This is a genomic window from Pseudobacter ginsenosidimutans, from assembly GCF_007970185.1.
Classification (GTDB): Bacteria; Bacteroidota; Bacteroidia; order Chitinophagales; family Chitinophagaceae; genus Pseudobacter; species Pseudobacter ginsenosidimutans.
In genome coordinates, this window is record NZ_CP042431.1 from 7,114,741 (window position 1) to 7,134,517 (window position 19,777).

The 19,777-nt window shown below is 46.9% G+C and carries 15 protein-coding genes and 1 pseudogene; 7 read left to right on the forward strand and 9 right to left on the reverse strand.

From position 1 onward, the window contains the following. Positions 1-28: 28 nt before the first annotated feature. Complete coding sequence (locus tag FSB84_RS27715) at positions 29-2,161, reverse strand: endonuclease MutS2 (RefSeq protein ID WP_130544220.1); 2,133 nt, start codon at positions 2,159-2,161, stop codon at positions 29-31. 293 nt (positions 2,162-2,454) lie between these two features. Between FSB84_RS27715 and msrA the strand changes: the two genes are divergently transcribed. Further along, positions 2,455-3,120 (forward strand): peptide-methionine (S)-S-oxide reductase MsrA, encoded by a 666-nt coding sequence (gene msrA / locus FSB84_RS27720; protein ID WP_130544221.1) that lies wholly within the window; start codon positions 2,455-2,457, stop codon positions 3,118-3,120. 3 nt (positions 3,121-3,123) lie between these two features. Here the strand turns inward: msrA and FSB84_RS27725 are convergent, their stop codons facing one another. After that, positions 3,124-3,558 (reverse strand): FKBP-type peptidyl-prolyl cis-trans isomerase, encoded by a 435-nt coding sequence (locus FSB84_RS27725; RefSeq protein WP_130544222.1) that lies wholly within the window; start codon positions 3,556-3,558, stop codon positions 3,124-3,126. A gap of 33 nt (positions 3,559-3,591) precedes the next feature. Further along, the gene (locus FSB84_RS27730; RefSeq protein ID WP_130544223.1) at positions 3,592-5,217 is read right to left on the reverse strand and encodes an ABC transporter substrate-binding protein; all 1,626 of its coding nucleotides are present in this window, start codon (positions 5,215-5,217) and stop codon (positions 3,592-3,594) included. A 55-nt stretch (positions 5,218-5,272) separates the two neighbouring features. Here FSB84_RS27730 and FSB84_RS27735 point away from each other — a divergent pair, with 55 nt between their 5' ends. Further along, positions 5,273-6,952: a M1 family metallopeptidase gene (locus FSB84_RS27735; protein WP_147122414.1), complete on the forward strand. Its 1,680-nt coding sequence runs from the start codon at positions 5,273-5,275 to the stop codon at positions 6,950-6,952. 78 nt (positions 6,953-7,030) lie between these two features. After that, the gene (locus FSB84_RS27740; protein WP_130544225.1) at positions 7,031-8,200 is read left to right on the forward strand and encodes a DmpA family aminopeptidase; all 1,170 of its coding nucleotides are present in this window, start codon (positions 7,031-7,033) and stop codon (positions 8,198-8,200) included. A 15-nt stretch (positions 8,201-8,215) separates the two neighbouring features. On the opposite strand, the gene FSB84_RS27745 is transcribed toward FSB84_RS27740, so the two are convergent. From FSB84_RS27745 to FSB84_RS27760, 5 genes and pseudogenes are all read right to left on the reverse strand, one after another. After that, the gene (locus FSB84_RS27745; RefSeq protein ID WP_130544226.1) at positions 8,216-9,331 is read right to left on the reverse strand and encodes a hypothetical protein; all 1,116 of its coding nucleotides are present in this window, start codon (positions 9,329-9,331) and stop codon (positions 8,216-8,218) included. Positions 9,332-9,556: 225 nt separating this feature from the next. Further along, positions 9,557-9,997: a hypothetical protein gene (locus FSB84_RS27750; protein ID WP_130544227.1), complete on the reverse strand. Its 441-nt coding sequence runs from the start codon at positions 9,995-9,997 to the stop codon at positions 9,557-9,559. A 3-nt stretch (positions 9,998-10,000) separates the two neighbouring features. Further along, positions 10,001-10,207: pseudogene (locus tag FSB84_RS31770) on the reverse strand (endonuclease toxin domain-containing protein); the annotation flags it as partial. A gap of 53 nt (positions 10,208-10,260) precedes the next feature. After that, the gene (locus tag FSB84_RS27755; protein WP_130544228.1) at positions 10,261-10,701 is read right to left on the reverse strand and encodes a discoidin domain-containing protein; all 441 of its coding nucleotides are present in this window, start codon (positions 10,699-10,701) and stop codon (positions 10,261-10,263) included. A 326-nt stretch (positions 10,702-11,027) separates the two neighbouring features. Next, positions 11,028-11,699 (reverse strand): C40 family peptidase, encoded by a 672-nt coding sequence (locus FSB84_RS27760; RefSeq protein ID WP_130544229.1) that lies wholly within the window; start codon positions 11,697-11,699, stop codon positions 11,028-11,030. 193 nt (positions 11,700-11,892) lie between these two features. On the opposite strand from FSB84_RS27760, the gene dnaE reads away from it, so the two are divergent. From dnaE to mqnE, 4 genes are all read left to right on the forward strand, one after another. Then, on the forward strand, positions 11,893-15,558 hold the full coding sequence (dnaE, locus tag FSB84_RS27765; RefSeq protein WP_130544230.1) for a DNA polymerase III subunit alpha: 3,666 nt from the start codon (positions 11,893-11,895) through the stop codon (positions 15,556-15,558). A 182-nt stretch (positions 15,559-15,740) separates the two neighbouring features. Continuing rightward, positions 15,741-16,058 carry a thioredoxin gene (gene trxA, locus FSB84_RS27770; RefSeq protein ID WP_130544231.1) on the forward strand — a complete coding sequence of 106 codons (318 nt, stop codon included), beginning with the start codon at positions 15,741-15,743 and terminating at the stop codon, positions 16,056-16,058. 115 nt (positions 16,059-16,173) lie between these two features. Then, positions 16,174-17,469, forward strand: a complete 1,296-nt coding sequence (locus tag FSB84_RS27775; RefSeq protein ID WP_130544232.1) for a NupC/NupG family nucleoside CNT transporter — start codon at positions 16,174-16,176, stop codon at positions 17,467-17,469. Positions 17,470-17,582: 113 nt separating this feature from the next. Further along, positions 17,583-18,752 carry an aminofutalosine synthase MqnE gene (mqnE, locus tag FSB84_RS27780; protein ID WP_130544233.1) on the forward strand — a complete coding sequence of 390 codons (1,170 nt, stop codon included), beginning with the start codon at positions 17,583-17,585 and terminating at the stop codon, positions 18,750-18,752. A 272-nt stretch (positions 18,753-19,024) separates the two neighbouring features. Here the strand turns inward: mqnE and FSB84_RS27785 are convergent, their stop codons facing one another. After that, a complete protein-coding gene (locus tag FSB84_RS27785; RefSeq protein WP_130544234.1) occupies positions 19,025-19,591 on the reverse strand; it encodes a dihydrofolate reductase family protein in 567 nt (188 codons plus the stop codon). Positions 19,592-19,777 lie beyond the last annotated feature (186 nt).

Sequence of the window (19,777 nt, forward strand, 5' to 3'; positions counted from 1 at the left end):
ATATACTGAACTAATTTTTAATTCTTTATCACTTTTTTGTTTTCAATTCTTCACTCCCTTCTTTTTCTGCAACAACTACCAGATCACTCAGGTCGACCGTGATTGGCATCAACCCTAATTGCACTACGGCTTTCTTTCCGCGGATCTCCTTCACTTCACCCACCTGGTGGTTCTTCTTCATCAGTACTTTGTTACCAACTACAATTTCGCCTCCCACCTGATCGTATTTGGAACCGATCTTCTTTTTCACTTTTTCATTGGCGTGTTGCTGGTTCTGTTTGAAGAGCAGGATCTGTAATTGTTTGATCAGTTCTTTCCTGTCTTCAGTTACTTCCGTCTTGCGCCAGTCCAGTACGATCTGTTTGAGCTTGCGCTCCATGTCTTTCAGATAAGCGATCCTGTCTTCCGTGATCTTGTTCTGATGCTTCAGCAATTCCACCTGCTGATGGTGTCGTTCCTTATTCATCAGGGCTTCCATTTCCTTGCGCATGCGTTCATTTTCTCTCAGCGCCTTATTGAGCTCTTTCTCTTTCTTTTCCACTTCGCGGAGGTCCTGTTCCGTTCTGTTGAGCAGTTTATCCAGCCTGAAATGATCTTCATCCACCAGTTTGCGCGCCCGCGCGATCAGTTCAGGTGAAAGCCCGATCCTTTCCGCGATAGAGAAAGTATAGGAACTACCGGGTTTACCGATAATGAGTTTATACAAAGGCAGAAGGTTCACTTCATCAAAGGCCATTGCGCCGTTGACGATGCCGGGTGTTTTATTGCCCATCACCTTCAGGTTGAGATAATGCGTGGTAACGATGCCCAGTGCATGTTTCTTCACCAGTTCCTCCATGATCACTTCCGCGAAAGAGCCGCCGAGATTGGGATCCGAGCCGCTTCCCAGCTCATCGATGAAGAACAGGGTTCTCCCATTCGCATTCTCGATCATATGCTTCATATGCTTGAGATGCGAGCTGTAAGTACTCAATTCGAATTCCAGGCTCTGCGTATCCCCGATATGGATCATCATCTGTTTGAAGATGCCGAACTCGGAAGTTGGATGAACCGGCACCAGCAGGCCTGCCTGTATCATGATCTGCAGCAGCCCTGCAGTTTTCATGGTAACAGTCTTACCACCGGCGTTTGGACCGGAGATCACCAGGATCCTGTCTTTTTCGTTAAGATAGATATTGGTGGGGATAGTAGGTTTCTGCGCGCGGATATTGTACAGGTAGAGCAAAGGGTGGTAAGCGTCTACCAGTTTGATCACGCTCTTGTCTGACAGCAGCGGGAAATTCCCGTTCACATCTACTGCCAGCCTGGCTTTGGCGCGAATGAAATCGTATTCGCCAAGGATATCGTGATAGGTACGTAACAGTGCCGCATATACGGAAACGCGGGCGGTGAGCTCGCGGAGGATGCGGTATACTTCACGACTTTCTTCATTTTCGAGTGCGAAAATATCGTTGTTGAGCTCGATGGTTTCTTCGGGCTCGATGAAAGCTGTTTTTCGGGTATCGCTTTCACCATGAAGGATACCTTTCACTTGTCTTTTCTGTTCTGCAAATACAGCCACTACCCTTCTTCCGTTGAGGAAAGCTTCTTCGATATCGGCTACATATCCCTGTTTGCCGAGATTCTTGACGATACGATCGAACATGCGGCGCAGCTCATTGCGGCGCCTGTAGAGGCTGAGACGGATATTGGCAAGCTCTTCGGAGGCATCGTCCTTCACCACACCGGATTCGTCCAGCACTTCATCGATCATGGTGAGGATGGTCTTCTCGAAATAGGTTTCGGCAATCACTTTACTGAGGGCCGGGTATGCCAGGCGGCGATCATTATCGAACCAGCGAAAAATGGATTGCATGCTGTCTGCCAGCTTGCGTACCTGCATAAACTGGTCGCCCGTGAGCACAGCGCCGGGAATGCCCAGCAACTTGAGATCGCGGTTCAGGTTCAGTACATGATCGTTGGGAAAATATTGTCCGTGTTGAACAATCAGTTTGTATTCATGACTCTGCCGGAGTTCCAGCTCTATAAATTCTTTTCGGGTATGTATGCGGAGTTCCTCTGCTTTCTCTTTGGCATACACACTCTTGCAATGTTCTACCAGCAAAGCCTTCACTTTATCGAACTCCAGCTGCACCAGGGCGGACCCGGGGAAAAACTTCATAATGCTAATATAATTCTTTTACGGTCTGCAAAGGTAACACAAGTTTGGGGATCAGCGCTTGCGGACTGCCGCTATCCGGTTTGTCCGTAAACCGCTGCAATTGAACCATTCATTTGCTGAATTTGTTTTTACTCCGTATTATTGAGGTTTCACAAACGTTGACATCCACCCTTTAAAAGCAATGCATGCATTTTTGTTAACCTAATGGTAATTGGCATTCCATAGCCTTGATCCATGGGTAACTTGCACTTAATTTTGATTCTGGCATGAACGTTCTATTAAACCGAAGTGGTATGAAACTGATGTTTACACAGGCTCTCGTGTCTATTACGCTCTGGTCCTGTGCGTTAAAAGAAAATCCACAAAAGAATATGAGTAACGACCTGACAGGTAATTCCCTGACCAGTAGCACCACTACAACCAGGGATACCGACACGGCCACCCTGGGCACGGGTTGTTTCTGGTGTACAGAAGCTGTTTTTCAACAGCTCAAAGGTGTGCTGAAAGTGACTTCCGGTTATAGCGGAGGCAATGAAGTGAACCCAACCTATAAAGATGTTTCTACCGGAACTACCGGTCATGCAGAAGTGATCCAGGTCGTGTACGATCCTGCTGAGATCACATTCGATGAGCTCCTGGAAGTTTTCTGGCAAACCCATGATCCCACTACCCTGAACCGCCAGGGTAACGATGTTGGCCCGCAGTACCGTAGTGCGATCTTCTATCACAATGCAGAACAGAAAGCAAAAGCGGAGAAATACAAAAAAGAATTAGGAGAAAGCGGTGCATTCGAAAAACCGATCGTAACCGAGATCTCGCCCTACACCGCTTTCTATAAAGCGGAAGATTATCACCAGGATTATTACAATAACAATGGCTCACAGCCTTATTGCTACTATGTGATCCGTCCGAAACTGGAAAAATTCCAAAAAGTTTTCAAGAACAAGATCAGACACTGATCCTTATTTGATCCCCAGTAATTCCACCTCGAAGATCAGGGTACTGTTGGGCCCGATCTGTGCGCTCACTTGCCTGTCGCCATATCCAAGATGTGGCGGAATGAAGAAGCGCCATTTGCTGCCCAGCGGCATCAGGGCCACGCCTTCCGTCCAGCCCTTGATCACCGCGCTGAGCGGGAAAGATGCGGGCTGACCGCGTTTCACTGAACTATCAAAAACAGTTCCGTCGATCAGTGTGCCATGATAATGGCAGGTAACAGTATTGGCGGCAGTGGGTTTGGCGCCGTCCCCTTCTGTGATCACTTCATATTGCAATCCGCTAGCCAGCTCCACCACACCGGGTTTTGTTTTGTTGGCGGCCAGGAAATCCTGTCCGGCTTTCAGGTTTGCCTCAGATTTTTCTTTCTTCATCTGGAATAATTTATCTGCAATGCCCATAGCTAAAAATTTGCTGCGAAATTACGGATTTGCTCATTGCTGGATATAAGTACGCCTTAACTCCAAAAGATTGAGCCCATTGGCGATAAAATCCTTCACATGTAACTGCTCCAGGTGGATCACTTCATCGTACCAAAGCGGCACCACAGGTGCATCTTCCACTATCAGCCTGTCCATCTGCTGGTACAATCCGTATCTGATGGAATCGTTCTCTGTGATCAGCGCTTTTTCATATAAGCGATCGAAAGCAGGATTTTTGTATTGTGTGTAATTCGGAGGTGCGGGATTCTTCCCGTAAAAAACACTGAGGTAGTTTTCAGCTTCGGGATAATCCGCTATCCAGCTTCCACGAAAGAACAGGGCTTCCGATTTGGCTGTCTGCTCCAGCAGCAGGGCTTTCTGTACTACTTCCACCTGTATTTTGATGCCCAGCTCTTCCAGTTGCCGCGCAATGAAACTTCCCAGGTCTGCATAGATGGGAACGGTGAGCAGCTTGATCACCGGCAATCCTCTTCCATCCGGAAAACCTGCATCAGACAAGAGTTTGCGCGCTTTCACCGGATCATAGCTGTACCCTTTTACAATATTTGGATCGAAACTGGGAAATCCTGCAGGAATGAATCCGCTCTCGGCCGGCGTACCGATGGAATTGCGCAGGTACATCATCATCTTCCTTCTGTCGAACCCGTAGTTGATAGCTTGTCTGATGGCTTTGAAACGAAGCGGGCTCTGCTTCACGATGGCCTTGCTGCTGTCTACCAGGATGCCGAGATATTCTGTATTGAGATAAGGATGTTTGCTCAGGCGGATCTTTCCTTCCCAGTCTTTTCGCAATATGCCTTTCTTGGTAAGCACTTCATCTTTGAAACTGGGATCGATATCATTGATGAAATCCAGTTTTCCCTGGCGGAAGAGCAGGAATTCCGTGGCGCGGCTATCGTAAAAGGATATCTTGATACCATCCAATCGGGGTAAAGGTTTTCCGGCGCTGTCCTTTTCAAAATACCGGGTATTACGGCGAAGTATAAGCGCTTGCCCTTCTTCCCAGGCTTTGAACACGAATGGACCTGTACCGCAGGGATGGTTCCTGAAATCCTGTCCATATTTTTCCACCGCTTCGCGGGGCACAACGGAACAATATTTCATGCTGAGCAGTCCGAGTACAGGTGTAAAAGGACGGATCAGCGTCAATTGAAAAGTGGAATCATCAAGGGCTTTGAAGCTATTGTTGGGATCGATGCGGTCATTGAAGATCCAGGCGCCACTGCTGGCTGTAGCGGGATCGATGATGCGGTGAAAACTGTATACCACATCATGAGCCGTCATCTTTCTTCCCTTTCCTCCCGGGAATACTTCGTTATCGTGGAAAAAAACATCCTGTCGGAGATGGAAAATGTATTGTTTTCGATCTTCTGAAACATCCCATCTGTATGCGAGTGAAGGAACTATCCGCAGGGCATCATCGGTTTCCACCAAAGTATTGTACAATTGGTGAATGGGCCAGATAACGGACTGGTTCTTGGCAAAAGCCGGGTCCAGCGTAGCGATGCCGGTAGCCTCGTTATAATGGAATACCTGGTCATCACTGCTGTGTTTGCCGGAGCAGGAGCTCAGCAACAAGACAATAGAACAGGAAAAGAAGAAAACGGGAATTCGCATATCTGGACCTAATTTAATGAAACAACCTATATTAGAGCTTTAAAATTTTTACCTGATGGTTCCTCAACCTCGCTTACGCAGTCTTTCTGCAGCCTTAAGCCTTATCTGTGCCGGATTGCTGGCCACTTCAACCAGTTGTACCGCGCAACCGTTGAGCTCAAAGAAAGTATTCACACACCAGGACACGCTCCGCGGCAGCATCACGCCCGAACGCGCCTGGTGGAATGTGCTGAAATACGCCATCACGGTAGAACCTGATTACAATACAAAGACTATCAAGGGGACCAATACGATCAGCTTTGCCGTGCTCCAAAGCAGCAGCAAAATGCAGATCGATCTGCAGCAACCGATGGAGCTGCTCTCCGCAAAATGGAACAATACCGATATTCCTTTCAAGCGTGATGGAAATGTTTTTTACCTGAGCTTTCCCAATGCGCTTCCTGCCGGCACAACTCAGCAGATAACAATTGAGTTCGGAGGCAAACCGCGTGAAGCAGTGCGTCCGCCCTGGGATGGCGGCTGGATCTGGCGTAAAGACGCCAAAGGCAATCCCTGGATGAGTGTGGCCTGTCAGGGTCTCGGCGCCAGTGTTTGGTATCCCTGCAAAGATCACCAGAGTGATGAGCCCGATCAGGGCGCTGCTTTGTCCATTATTGTACCGGATGATCTGGTGGCTGTCGGCAATGGAAAGCTGGCTTCCAAAGGAGCTACCGGTAACGGTAAAACGAAATATGACTGGGTGGTCACCAATCCCATCAATAGCTACAATATCGTTCCTTATATCGGTAAGTATACTTATTTCGGAGAAGTGTATGACGGAGAGAAAGGCAAGCTGCAATGCGATTATTGGGTGATCGATGCCAATCTCGAAAAAGCCAAAGAGCAGTTCAAACAGGTTCCTAAAATGATGAAATGCTTCGAGCACTGGTTTGGCCCTTATCCTTTTTATGAAGACAGCTATAAATTAGTGGAGTCGCCACATTTGGGTATGGAGCATCAGAGTGCCGTGGCATATGGGAACAAATACCAGAACGGTTATCTCGGCAATGATCTTTCCGGTTCCGGATGGGGCAGCAAATGGGATTTTATTATCATTCATGAAAGCGGTCACGAATGGTTTGCGAATAATATCACCACCAATGATATTGCAGACATGTGGGTACATGAAGGCTTCACCAATTATTCGGAATCACTTTTCACAGAATGCGAATACGGCAAACAGGCCGGCAGCGAATATGTGATCGGACTGAGAAAGAACATCTCGAATGATATTCCCGTGGAAGGCCCGTACGGCGTGAACCAGGAAGGCAGCGGCGATATGTATTACAAGGGCGCGAACATGATCCACACTATCCGCCAGATCATCGATAACGATGAATTGTTCAGGGATATTCTTCGCGGTCTGAATAAGGAATTCTATCACAAGACCGTTACTGCCAGGCAGGTGGAGGAATACATCAATAAGAGATCAGGAAAGGATTTCAGTAAAGTGTATGAGCAGTATCTGCGAACTACAAAAATCCCTGTGCTGGAATACAAAAGCAAAAAAGGAATTATCGAATATAAATGGACCAATGTGGTGGATGGTTTCAACATGCCTGTGAAAGTTGATCTCGGCGGAAGAACGCAGTTCATTCAACCCACTACAAAATGGGAATCATTGAAACTGGCCGACTGGCATACAGGAGAAGCCTTCAAAGTGGACAGCAATTTCTATGTGACTGCTAAAAAGTGAAATAGTGGAACAGTACCTGTAGAAGCCGTGCAGAAGGCCGGCGACCATGGAATCAGAAACCTATAACGAAACATATCCATGAGAAAGATCTATTCCGCCGCCGGCCTCTGCTGCCTGCTCCTCAACAGCATTGCTGCCATTGCACAACCATCATCTCCGCTCAAAAGGGCCAGGGATTACGGCCTGATCAATGGCATACTCCCCACCGGCCAATGGAATGCCATCACCGATGTCAACGGTGTAAAGATTGGACATACCACTGTATTGAAAGGCGACAGTATTCGTACAGGCGTTACCGTTATCATGCCGCATACCGGCAATATTTTCCAGGAGAAAGTGCCTGCTGCTGTATTCGTGGGCAATGGCTTTGGCAAAAGCATAGGTACCACGCAGATCGTGGAGCTGGGCAATATCGAAACGCCAATTGCACTCACCAATACATTGAATGCTCCCATTGTTGCCAATGCCATCATCGATTATACACTTCAACAAAAAGGAAATGAAGAAGTGAGATCCGTAAATGCGGTGGTGGGAGAAACCAATGATGGTTATCTGAATGATATCCGAGGCAGACATGTAACGGCAACCGATGTTCGAAAAGCCATCGACAGCGCTGCTTCTGGTCCGGTTGCAGAAGGATGTATCGGAGCTGGCACCGGTACTATCTGCATGGGTTTCAAAGGCGGTATCGGCACATCTTCACGCAAGCTCGGACCTCAGCAGGGAGCTTATACTGTTGGCGTATTGGTACAAACGAATTTTGGCGGCATACTCACCATTAATGGCGCACCCATCGGCCGGGAACTCAATAACTATTACATGCAGAAAACGAAGCGTCATGAAGCAGATGGTTCCTGTATGATCATCATTGCCACTGATGCGCCGCTGAGTGCGCGTAACCTGGAAAGACTGGCCAGACGTTCTTTTCTGGCTTTTGGCAAAGTAGGATCCTTCTCCTCGAATGGCAGTGGCGATTATTCCATCGCATTTTCAACGCATCCGCAATTGCGAATTCCCTTTTCAAAAAAAGATAAATCAGTAAGAGAAATCCCTGACCTGGAGAATGATGATATGTCGCCGCTTTTCCTGGCTGTAGTGGAAGCCACGGAAGAAGCGATTTACAATTCACTGTTTATGGCCACTGACACAAAAGGATATCATGGCAATACTGTAAAAGCCATGCCAGTTGAGAAAGTGGTGGAATTGTTGAAGAAGTATGGAGCTTTAAACCAGGATAAGCTGCCATAAGCCAACGGAGCGTGCTTATTTATTCGTTGGCTGTTTAAGCCGCTCTATTTCCTGTTGAAGGTATTCCAGCTTATTATTGAGCTTCTCAATCATTTGCATTTGTTTCTCCTGAACTTTATTTTGTTCAATTGTGTACAACATCAGTTCTTCTATCTTCTTCAATAATACAGCCTGATTATCGCCCAAGTCAAGCCCATTTGTTTGTACTTCTACCGCGGAAGGAACATCAGGTAAATGTTGATGCTTTTTGATATAAGCTTCTACCTCCTGTAATGTTGGAAGATGATAGGAAGGGTGAAACACATGATCTGCCCAGGAGCTTTGATCTACTCTTACTTTTCGGGTGCGGATACTTCCTTCAACATACAATTTATAGGTATTGTCGCTGATATTGGTAGTACCAATGCCTACGTTGCCATTGGCATCGATGCGCACACGCTCAATACTGTTGGTCCCAAACTTGATCGGACCATTCTCGTAATTCCAGAAACTAAACTGGTTAGGCGCACTATGTGTACTGCTCGACAGCCATATGCTGGCCCCATGTGTACCCAGGGTTGCACCTGTATTATTAAATAAATGAATGCGGGTAGAAGCTACATTCCCTGCATTTTGATTCCTGACAGTCAAAACCGGATTAGTGCTATTCGCATTTTCAAGTACTGCCAGCTTTCCATCCGGGCTCGTCATACCAATGCCAACTCTTCCATTATTTCTTATACTAAAAAGTGTACTGTTATTATCATGATATCCCATTGCAAAGAAAGCGCCCCTGTTAGCAATATTGAACCTGTTGGCGCCTCCTGAAGTAAAGGCAATAAAACCAGGATACCCATCAGGTGTGCTTACCATCAAACTGCCAGCCTCGGCGGAGCCTGTGTTTAAGGTCCAATGCTGGCCTCCGCCCGCAAAAATATGAGTTCGTGCCGTGCCATCTGCATCAAGTATCTTGAAAGCAGGTGTTGTAACAGCAGTTCCCGGAGCCGGAACATTGATTTGAAGCGGAACGCCAGGGCTTGCTGTACCTATACCGATGTTCCCCGTAGCAGGCCAGGGATAAGTATTCTGTGCACAAAGTTGAGTAGAGGCAAGACTTCCGAAGAAAAAAGAAACCAGCATCAGGCGTTTCATTCAAATAGATTAAGGGGTTTATCAATAAGGGAAAACAAAAAGCATATACCTGGGCTGGTACATGCTAAGCTAACTTATCTGGTTCAATTTATTGTTAACCAGGCTTTTAAATTTTGGAAAATAAGAAGTTCTCTGTAGATGAACTACCTTACTCTTCCACAGACTGCAAAGCCCCTCACATAATAACTATCGTCCAGATCATTGATGATCTAGTCCTACTGCTAATTATTCGCACCTACTTATAGCAAGTTGTATAGCTTCGCTAATTTCTTTATCATCGGCTTGCTTACTAACAGATACGGGATCATTTGAGCTGTGAACATAGCCTTTATCAGGAGCAACAGCATGCTTTGTTGGTATGAATGTAATAATGTTATCTTTTAATTGAATGGCACAATGTTTAATGGTTGGCTTTTCCAAATCACTAGCTGATTTTATTCCTAATCCATCAGTTATCAGTTTTCTTAATACCGAAAAATCAGGATTGGGAAGCCCTTCTCTGGAATTTTCCAAAACTTTTCGAATCGCACTCACCCATTTGGAAGAATCCGCATTTGATTCCAACCGAATAAATGGCGCCGATGCCATCAAAAAACCGGCTTTAGCTTTAGAGTTAGAATAAAGATAAATTGCTTTCTTGCTAACAAAAATGGCTGCTGATTGCATATTCTATTTAAAAAATCTAAGTGAAAAATCTATGCTATTGCTCTTTGCATATTTGTATGCTTTGGCGATTTCGATCCATTGATTCAATGACGTCTTCACAGGATTAATCGCTACCTGTAATACACTTTTAGATATTTCATTCTGAGTAATTGTAACACTACTTAATGAACCGTACTCAAAATTCGCCAGCTTATTCACATATCCTTTGAGTGTACTTAGGACGAGGGCCTGGTATTACCTGCCAATGAATTATAAATCTCAAGTTAAGACATCTCGATGCTCGCCCAATTGTTGACACGTGTAGCAATGAGAATCCTTACATACCGGCCATTTCCGTTCACAGCAAAGGAATCAGTACTGGCGTTATTATTGGTCCGGGAGAATATATCCGTCCAGTTGGTGGCGTCAGTAGAAACCTGCGCTTTGTAATCCTTACCTCTTCCATCTGTTTGCCAGATAATTTTGATTTTGCAGATATTGTAGGATTGGCCAAGGTCAACATAAATATAATTATTGTCTCCTGGTGCGAACCAACCGGAGGAAACGTTTCCATCCACAGCATCTGCTCCAACATGATACTGTTGCTCCGCAGAAACTGTCACAGGTTTTCCCAGGGCAATATTGTTGATACCGCAGGTTTGAGCTTTCACAAAAAATGGCAGGAGTACAATAAAGACTACAACATATAAGGTTTTACAAGACATACTAGCTGAAATTCGGTTAGGGGAAATGGGTATACTGGTTATAATGATAGACTGATCCGGAGAGTCAAAACAATTCCGACGAATCTTCTATTACTGAAGACAATCAATTGCAGCACTATTCTATATTGAATGAATAATCCAGCGTTTGCTGGTAGCGAAGACTAAAGTCAGCGGAAAATGCTATGGAATTTAGATACGAAAACGGAATAAGGTAAAACATAACTTAGGGGTATTAACATGAACCGGGCTAAGTTAGACTATAACTCAATCTGTCTAATTACTCAAATCGATACTTTTTCAGAAATACATGATTCTATGTAGTAGAACTACTTCACCCTCCCGCATCCCGCAAACGTTCTCGCATAATAACTATCACCAAGATCATTGATGATCACGCCTGATGACGTGCTCGCATGAACGAACTTATTATTACGCAGATAAACGCCCACATGCGAGATCGCTTTTTTCTTTCCTGAAGTGCGGAAGAAAACCAGGTCCCCTTCCTGCAGATCGCCTTTATTGATGCGCCTGCTGTTTTCGTATTGAGATGCTGAAGTGCGGGGAACGCCCACATTATAAAGAGAAGAAATGAATGTTTGGGAAAAAGCTGAGCAATCGATACCTGTGCGGTCGTTGCCTCCGTAACGGTATTTGGTGCCGTACCAGCTCTCGATGAAGTCGAACAATTTGCCGTCAGTGATACTTTCAACCGGAACATCCAGCAAAATAGCGTATTTGAAAGCCATCGGCGCCACTCCTTCCATATTGGAGGCCGGAGCTATCAGGGTAGGCATATAACCACTCCCGCTGCTGCCTTTGAAATCATTGCTGTTGATGGAAATATTCTCTATGAACTTAGGCGGATGGGCCGTTTTGGCATTCGCCGCCGTTGATCCGCCTGCCGGGGAACTGGTAGTGGATCGCTTGAAAGTGTTGCAACTGGTGGCTCCCAGCGCGATCGTCGCCGCCAATAATGCATTCTTCACAATGTAGGACATCGTTCAAACCGGGTTAGTAATCCGGCAAATATAACAAATACATTGCCAAATGCAATCCCCTCCTGCCCGGCAGCTGCCTCCGCTTTTTCGCACATACCCTGTGGATTAAAATTGTGCTCTTTTTTGCTCCCATTCAGGAACTTTGTAACGTTATTTGCTGTTTGATTGTTGTTACAGATAGAACCAGAAGATTATGTCGAAATTCTCACACCTGCACGTCCATACCCAGTTCTCATTGCTCGATGGAGCCGCCTCCATCCAAAGCCTTTACAAAAAAGCCATCAAGGATGGGCAGCCCGCTATTGCCATTACGGACCACGGTAATATGTTCGGGGCTTTTGAATTTGTATCGGAAGCTTACAAGCACAAGAACGACGATGGCTCGCTCAAAGTAAAACCCGTGGTGGGCTGCGAGTTCTATGTGGTGGAAGACCGTACACGTAAAACCTTCTCCAAGGAACAAAAAGACGAACGCTACCACCAGGTACTGCTCGCAAAAAATGCAAAAGGATACCAGAACCTCATCAAGCTCACTTCCCTCGGTTATATCGAAGGTATGTACAGCAAGTATCCGCGCATCGATAAAAAACTGATCGAACAATACCACGAAGGACTTATCGCCACCACCTGCTGTATCGGCGCCTATGTACCCCAGACCATCCTGCACGATGGCGAAGAAAAAGCAGAAACGGAATTCAAATGGTGGCTGGATCTCTTCGGCGAAGATTATTTCATCGAACTGCAGCGCCATAATCTCAAAGAGCAGATCCAGATCAATGAAGTGCTGCTTAAATTCTCGCTGAAATACAATGTGCCTGTAATTGCCACCAACGACAGTCATTATACAGACCAGGACGATTACAACGCCCACGATATCCTCCTTTGTATCAACACCGGCGAAAAGAAAGCCACACCGGGCTTTGACGATTTTGTGAACGATGATGCCATAGTGAAGGAACGCCGTTTCAAATTCCCGAACGACCAGTTCTATTTCAAGACGCAGGATGAAATGAAGAAACTCTTCGCAGACATCCCACAGGCCATCGACAATACCAATATGATCGTGGACCGCGTGGAAGTACTGAACCTGAAGAAAGATATTCTTCTCCCGGCGTTCCCGCTACCCAAAGAATTCCAGCTCACAGACGACAGTAACCTGAACCAGTGGGAATTCCTGAAGCATATCACCTACGAAGGAGCAAAGATGCGCTACGTGGAGATCACCGATGATATCCGCGAAAGGCTCGACTTTGAGCTCTTCACCATCAAAACGATGGGATTCGCCGGTTACTTTTTGATCGTGAGTGATTTCATCAAAGCCGGAAGGGACCTCGGCGTATTCATCGGACCGGGCCGTGGATCGGCCGCCGGTAGCGCTGTGGCCTATTGTATCGGTATCACCAATATCGACCCCATCAAATACAACCTGCTGTTCGAGAGGTTCCTCAACCCGGATCGTAAGAGCATGCCGGATATCGATACGGACTTCGACGATGAAGGCCGCCAAAAAGTAATTGATTACGTTGTTGATAAATATGGCAAGAACCAGGTAGCGCAGATCATCACCTATGGTACCATGGCCGCCAAGATGAGTATCAAGGACGTGGCCCGCGCACTCGACCTGCCGCTTCCCGAAGCCAATGCTCTCGCAAAACTGGTTCCCGATAAACCAGGTATCGAACTGGGCCGCGTGCTGAAAGCGCCCATAACAGCAAAGGAAGGTGAGAAATCGCTGGAAGAAAAAGATCAGCTCGGACCTGATGATCTAGAAAATGTGAAACGCATCCGTGAAATATACCGGGGTACTAACCTCAATGCACAGGTGCTGCACGAAGCTGAACGTCTCGAAGGCTCCGTACGCAATACAGGTATCCATGCAGCGGGTATCATCATCGCCCCCAAAGACCTTACTGAACTGATCCCCGTGTGTACCGCCAAGGACTCCAGTCTCTGGGTTACACAGATCGAAGGCAGCATCATCGAAGATGCAGGCGTTATCAAGATGGACTTCCTGGGTCTGAAGACCCTCACCATCATCAAGAATGCCCTGCGCATGATCAAGGAGAACCACGGGATCGATATCGTGATCGACGATATCCCGCTTGATGATCAGAAAACCTACGAGATCTACCAGCGCGCTGATACCATCGGCACATTCCAGTTCGAGAGCCCCGGTATGCAGAAATACCTGCGCGACCTCAAACCTGACCAGTTCGCGGATCTGATTGCGATGAACGCCCTTTATCGCCCCGGTCCGCTCGCGTACATCCCATTGTTTATCGACCGTAAGCATGGCCGTGAGCCCATCACCTACGATCTTCCCGAAATGGAAGAATACCTCGCCGAGTCCTACGGGATCACGGTTTACCAGGAACAGGTGATGTTGCTGGCGCAAAGTCTCGCCGGCTTCTCCAAAGGTGATGCGGACGTACTGCGTAAGGCGATGGGTAAAAAGCAGAAATCGGTACTGGATAAAATGAAGACCCAGTTCATCAATGGCGCCACAGCCAAGGGCCATCCGGCCGATAAACTGGAGAAGATCTGGACAGACTGGGAAGCCTTCGCCCAATACGCGTTCAACAAATCGCACTCTACCTGTTACGCCTTCGTGGCCTACCAGACAGCCTATCTCAAAGCGCACTATCCTTCCGAATACATGGCCGCCGTTTTGAACAACGCCGGTAATATCGAAAAGATCACCTTCTTCATGGAGGAATGTAAGCGCATGGGACTGAAAGTACTCGGTCCGGACATCAATGAATCCAAAAAAGGTTTTGCCGTTAACAAGGCCGGCGATATCCGTTTCGGCCTGGGTGGGCTGAAAGGCGTGGGTGAAGCTGCGGTAGACAGCATCATTGCCGAGCGCACAGAAAAAGGTCCTTACTCTTCCATCTTCGATATGGCCAAACGCGTGAACCAGCGCACGGTGAACAAGAAAACACTTGAAAGTCTCGTATACGCTGGCGCTTTCGATTGCTTCCCCGAACTGCACCGCGCTCAATATTTCACCATCCCGCCAAACGATACCAGCTCCGGTCTGGAGAAGATCATCAAATACGGGAATATCTTACAGGCAGAGAGCCAGAATGCTTCCAACAGTCTTTTCGGCAATCTCTCCACCAATATCGAGATCGCACCACCGAAGATCGCGCCCTGCGAGCCCTGGACGCTCACAGACCTGCTCAATAAAGAAAAGGAAGTAACGGGCATCTTCATGAGCGGTCACCCGCTGGACCATTTCAAATTCGAACTGCATCATTACGGCATCAAACCACTGGTTGAATACAACGAGATCCAGAACACCGAATTGCTGATGGCTCAGTACGCCGGTAAAACACTCCGCATCGCCGGTTTAGTGACGGATGCACAGCATCGCGTGACGAAGACGGGTAAAAACTTTGCGAAAGTGGTGATCGAAGATTATACCGGTAATGCAGAGCTCCTTTTCTGGAGTAACGATTACCCGCGTTTCAGTTCATTTTTCCAGAACGGACTGAACCTTCTGGTTACAGGAACCTTTTCACAAAAACGCAGCTTCAATCCCGATCCCAACAAGCCACCTGAATACGAGTTCAAGGCATCCGAGATCACTTTGCTGGAAACTGTCAAAGGCAAATACACCAAGCAACTGATCCTCGATATCCAGGCCAGGCACCTGACGCCGGAACTGATCGATTTCCTTGAAGATAATGTTAAAAAAAATCCGGGCGGGGCAGGCCTTCGCTTCAATATCATCGAGCCAAAAGCGCAGTTGAAGATCAGCATGTACAGTCTGGAAGCGAAGTTCCAGATGAATGACGAAATGACGGCCTGGCTCAGGGAAAAGCCTGAGGTAGAGGTGGCTGTAGTGACTAGCTAGCAGATGTGGATATGTGGAAATGTCACCGTTTCAGTAAAATGAAAATGGTTATATATTTGCTCTCTTTACCCCATGGAACAAAGACTGGAAGCGATGGTAAAGGTGAGATGAACAAAACGGTTCCCTCGCCTGTTTTAATCAGATACAGTCTTCATTCAAATAATATTTATAAAAACATTTTTATGGCTTTAGAATTTACTGATGCGAACTTCCAGGAAAAGGTACTTTCTTCCGATAAACTGTCTGTAGTGGATTGCTGGGCTGAGTGGTGCGGACCCTGTCGTGCAATTGGACCCGTTATCGACGATTTATCCAAAGAATATGAAGGACGTGTGAATGTAGGTAAAGTGAATGTTGACCATAATCCTGAGATCAGCATCAACTACGGAATCACTTCTATCCCTGCGATCCTCTTCTTCAAAGGTGGAAAGATCGTAGACAAGCTGGTAGGTGCACAACCTAAAGCAAACTTCGTTAAGAAGATCGAACAGCACATGTAGTATTCGCGATATAAAAGCAGTTTACTGCTGACATTGAAGACCGGTTATTATAACCGGTCTTTTTTATTATTAATAATGCTTATATTGAAAGGTCTTTTCATCCAAACTGACCTACATGAGTCCTGTACTGGAAAATATTCTCCGCGGCATGCTTGGCATGTTCTTCCTCATTTTCGTATGCTTCCTTCTCAGTAACAATCGCAGGGCTATCAACTGGAAACTGGTATTGATAGGTGTTGTAGCACAGGTCTGTTTTGCACTGGGCATCCAGAAAGTGCATTTCATTAAGATCATCTTCCAGTGGCTCTCAGAGAAATTTGTTGAAGTGATCAATATCGGTCACAAGGGAATTGAATTCCTCTTCGGAAACCTCGCCAATGCAGAAGGTTCCTGGGCCTATATTTTCGCGGTGCAGGTATTGCCCAATATCATTTTCTTCTCCGCGCTCTCCGCCATGTTCTACTATCTCGGCATCCTTCAGAAAGTAGTATATGTATTTGCGTGGATGCTGAAGAAACTGGGTATTTCCGGTCCGGAAAGCGTGAGCACAGCCGCCAATATTTTTCTCGGTCAAACCGAAGCGCCGCTGATGATCCGTCCCTTCCTCGACAAACTCACACGCTCTGAAATACTTTGTATCATGGTGGGCGGTATGGCCAATACTGCCGGCAGTGTTCTGGCAGCTTATGTAGGCTTCCTTGGCGGCAATGATCCCGATCAGCAGAAATTTTTCGCATTGCATATGCTCGGACAAAGCATCATGAGCGCTCCGGCCGCCATCGTGGTATCCAAGATCTTGTTCCCTCAAACGGAGCCGTATATGCGAGAACTGAAAGTGCCGCGCGAAAAACTCGGCGACAATTTCCTGGACGCCATCTCCCTCGGCACTACAGACGGTATGAAACTGGCCGTGAATGTAGGTGCCATGCTCATCGTATTTACCGCGCTGATGTATTTCGCCAACTGGATACTGGGCAGTATCGGCTCCTGGACCAATCTCAACAGCACCATCGCGGCCGCTACCAATGGCCGTTATGAATCGCTTTCACTGCAAATGCTGCTCGGTTATATCTTCTCCCCCGTTGCCTGGCTCATTGGCGTTGACTCGCGGGAAATGATCCCCGTAGGACAACTACTGGGGGAAAAGACCATCCTCAACGAATTTGTGGCTTATATTTCATTCGGACAGATGAAAACCGCCGGCGTCATCTCTGATCCAAAGTCGATACTGATCACTACTTATGCCCTCTGCGGCTTCGCGAATTTTGCCAGTATCGGTATCCAGATCGGAGGTATCAGCCAGCTGGCGCCCAACCAGCGCAGGAACCTCACGGAGCTGGGAGTGAAAGCCCTGATCGGCGGCACCATCGCCTGCCTGATGTGCGGCTGTATCGCCGGCGCACTGATGTAAGCGACCGAACAATAAGTTTAACCGGCTTTTCATTCCTGTAAACATTATTGCCTGCGAACTGTTATGGGACTATTGTACCTTTGCGGCATTGAATCAAAGGCAGTTTTACAACCATGAATACTTCTATCGAGAAACTAATAGCCGCCGAAACGGACGCCACCCTTCGCAGTATCGCAGAAAAGGTTGTTCGTAAGGAACGCATCACCCCGGAAGACGGCCTCTACCTTTTTGAACATGCAAGCCTCCCCTACGTTGGCGCCCTCGCCAATTTCGTAAGAGAAAGACTGCACGGAAACACTACTTATTTCAATCGCAACTTCCATATCGAACCCACCAACGTATGTGTGTTCGCCTGCAAATTCTGCTCGTACTCACGCCTCTACGCCCACCGCGAAGAAGGATGGGAACTCAGCACCGAACAAATGCTGGACATCGTAAAGAAATACGATGGTAAACCTGTTACCGAAGTTCATATCGTTGGCGGTGTTCACCCGAAAATGAACCTCGAATTCTTTGCTGACCTCATCCGCAAGATACGCGCTCATCGTCCCGATCTCCATATCAAAGGATTCACTGCCGTGGAACTGGACTATATGTTCCGCAAAGCAAAGAAGACCATCGATGAAGGCATGGCCTATCTTCATGAAGCAGGACTTCAATCGCTGCCCGGCGGTGGCGCCGAGATCTTCGATCAGGAAATCCGCGAACAGATCTGTGCCGATAAGATCGATGGCGAAGGATGGCTCGCCATTCACAAAGCTGCACACAAACTGGGCATGCACAGCAACGCTACCATGCTCTACGGTCATATCGAAACCTATGCGCATCGCATCGATCATATGGAACGCCTCCGCAAACTGCAGGACGAAACCGGCGGCTTCAACACTTTCATCCCGCTGAAATTCCGCAATGGCGACAATGAAATGAGCCATGTGAATGAACTCAGCATCATTGAAGACATGCGTCTTTACGCCATCGCACGTTTGTATATGGACAATTTCCCGCATCTCAAAGCCTACTGGCCGATGCTGGGCCGCAACAATGCGCAGCTTTCACTCAGCTTTGGTGTGAATGATATCGATGGCACCATTGATGACTCCACGAAGATCTATTCCATGGCCGGCTCTGAAGAACAAACTCCTGCCATGAGTACTGCACAACTGGTAACACTGATCAAGCAGGTGAAACGAAAACCAGTGGAGCGCGATACATTGTATAACGAGATCCGTGATTATTCTGAAATAGATATAAAGGAAATTGAAACGAATCCGTTGCTGAATTGATTGCAGCGTTTAAAGTTTTGAAGCATCAGGTTTTTCGCCTGGTGCTTTTTTATTTGTTGGTGGCAAAGGGGTATGCGCAACGCGGCTGATGAAACAAACCGGTGCGGGAGGATTTTTGATGAACTTTTTGTTGGCAGGATTGAGCTGTGGGATATGGGCCGGGCTTTATCGCTTATGTTTCAAAGGCCGCTTATGCGCATACCCGCTTTGCCATGGGCTGCGTGGAGGTGTAGCAGTGATGAGTGCTGCTTTTATTTTTTTTCAATTGGTTTCTAGGCAGGCAGGTATTTGTGTAGCACTTTTCCATTTTTATAGGAAGTGGCGCTTTCCAGTTTCAGAATTTTTTGTTCCCTGAAAATGGGCATGCCTTCTCCGATAGCAACAGGGTTTATGAAGATATAGTATTCATCAATGAGGTTGAGGCTGATGAGAGCGCTTACAAAAGTTGCGCCGCCATAGACCATGATATTTTTTCCGGATTTTTGTTTCAGTGTATTTACAACAGTAGCCAGATCGCCGTTCTCCACTGTCACGTTGCGGCCTTTGATCTCTTTCTGTGTACGGCTGAAAATGATCTTGTGATGGTTCACCATCAGCTGCGCCAATGTATTCATGGGGCTTTGCGGCTGGTTGTCTACCACATCTTCCCAATAGTCTAAGAATTCCCTGCTCATCTTTCTTCCCATCAGAATAGTGTCGCAGCTTTCAGCCAGTTCAATTACACGCTTGAACCCTTCTTCATCCCTTTCGCCGGATAACCACATCCAGTCTGTTTTACCATCCGGTCTGGCTACATAACCATCGAGGGTCATATTCACCTGCATTAATAACTTACGCATAGTATCGGTTTTAATTTTATGATGTTTCAATTCCATTCCAAATATCCGACGGCTTCACAAATCAAAGCGGGTATGAACACGACAGAATAGAGGTGAATTGTGCAAGAACCTGATCAGTGGAAGATTTTTATCACAACAAAGTGCTGAAGCCTAAAAGAAGCAATAGATGGATGGATGGTTGATGTA

Bases quoted from the DNA above. Each gene is read 5' to 3' on its own strand.
- FSB84_RS27715 (WP_130544220.1), bottom strand. From the start codon at position 2,161: ATGAAGTTTTTCCCCGGGTCCGCCCTGGTGCAGCTGGAGTTCGATAAA.
- msrA (WP_130544221.1), top strand. From the start codon at position 2,455: ATGAAACTGATGTTTACACAGGCTCTCGTGTCTATTACGCTCTGGTCC.
- FSB84_RS27725 (WP_130544222.1), bottom strand. From the start codon at position 3,558: ATGGGCATTGCAGATAAATTATTCCAGATGAAGAAAGAAAAATCTGAG.
- FSB84_RS27730 (WP_130544223.1), bottom strand. From the start codon at position 5,217: ATGCGAATTCCCGTTTTCTTCTTTTCCTGTTCTATTGTCTTGTTGCTG.
- FSB84_RS27735 (WP_147122414.1), top strand. From the start codon at position 5,273: ATGGTTCCTCAACCTCGCTTACGCAGTCTTTCTGCAGCCTTAAGCCTT.
- FSB84_RS27740 (WP_130544225.1), top strand. From the start codon at position 7,031: ATGAGAAAGATCTATTCCGCCGCCGGCCTCTGCTGCCTGCTCCTCAAC.
- FSB84_RS27745 (WP_130544226.1), bottom strand. From the start codon at position 9,331: ATGAAACGCCTGATGCTGGTTTCTTTTTTCTTCGGAAGTCTTGCCTCT.
- FSB84_RS27750 (WP_130544227.1), bottom strand. From the start codon at position 9,997: ATGCAATCAGCAGCCATTTTTGTTAGCAAGAAAGCAATTTATCTTTAT.
- FSB84_RS27755 (WP_130544228.1), bottom strand. From the start codon at position 10,701: ATGTCTTGTAAAACCTTATATGTTGTAGTCTTTATTGTACTCCTGCCA.
- FSB84_RS27760 (WP_130544229.1), bottom strand. From the start codon at position 11,699: ATGTCCTACATTGTGAAGAATGCATTATTGGCGGCGACGATCGCGCTG.
- dnaE (WP_130544230.1), top strand. From the start codon at position 11,893: ATGTCGAAATTCTCACACCTGCACGTCCATACCCAGTTCTCATTGCTC.
- trxA (WP_130544231.1), top strand. From the start codon at position 15,741: ATGGCTTTAGAATTTACTGATGCGAACTTCCAGGAAAAGGTACTTTCT.
- FSB84_RS27775 (WP_130544232.1), top strand. From the start codon at position 16,174: ATGAGTCCTGTACTGGAAAATATTCTCCGCGGCATGCTTGGCATGTTC.
- mqnE (WP_130544233.1), top strand. From the start codon at position 17,583: ATGAATACTTCTATCGAGAAACTAATAGCCGCCGAAACGGACGCCACC.
- FSB84_RS27785 (WP_130544234.1), bottom strand. From the start codon at position 19,591: ATGCGTAAGTTATTAATGCAGGTGAATATGACCCTCGATGGTTATGTA.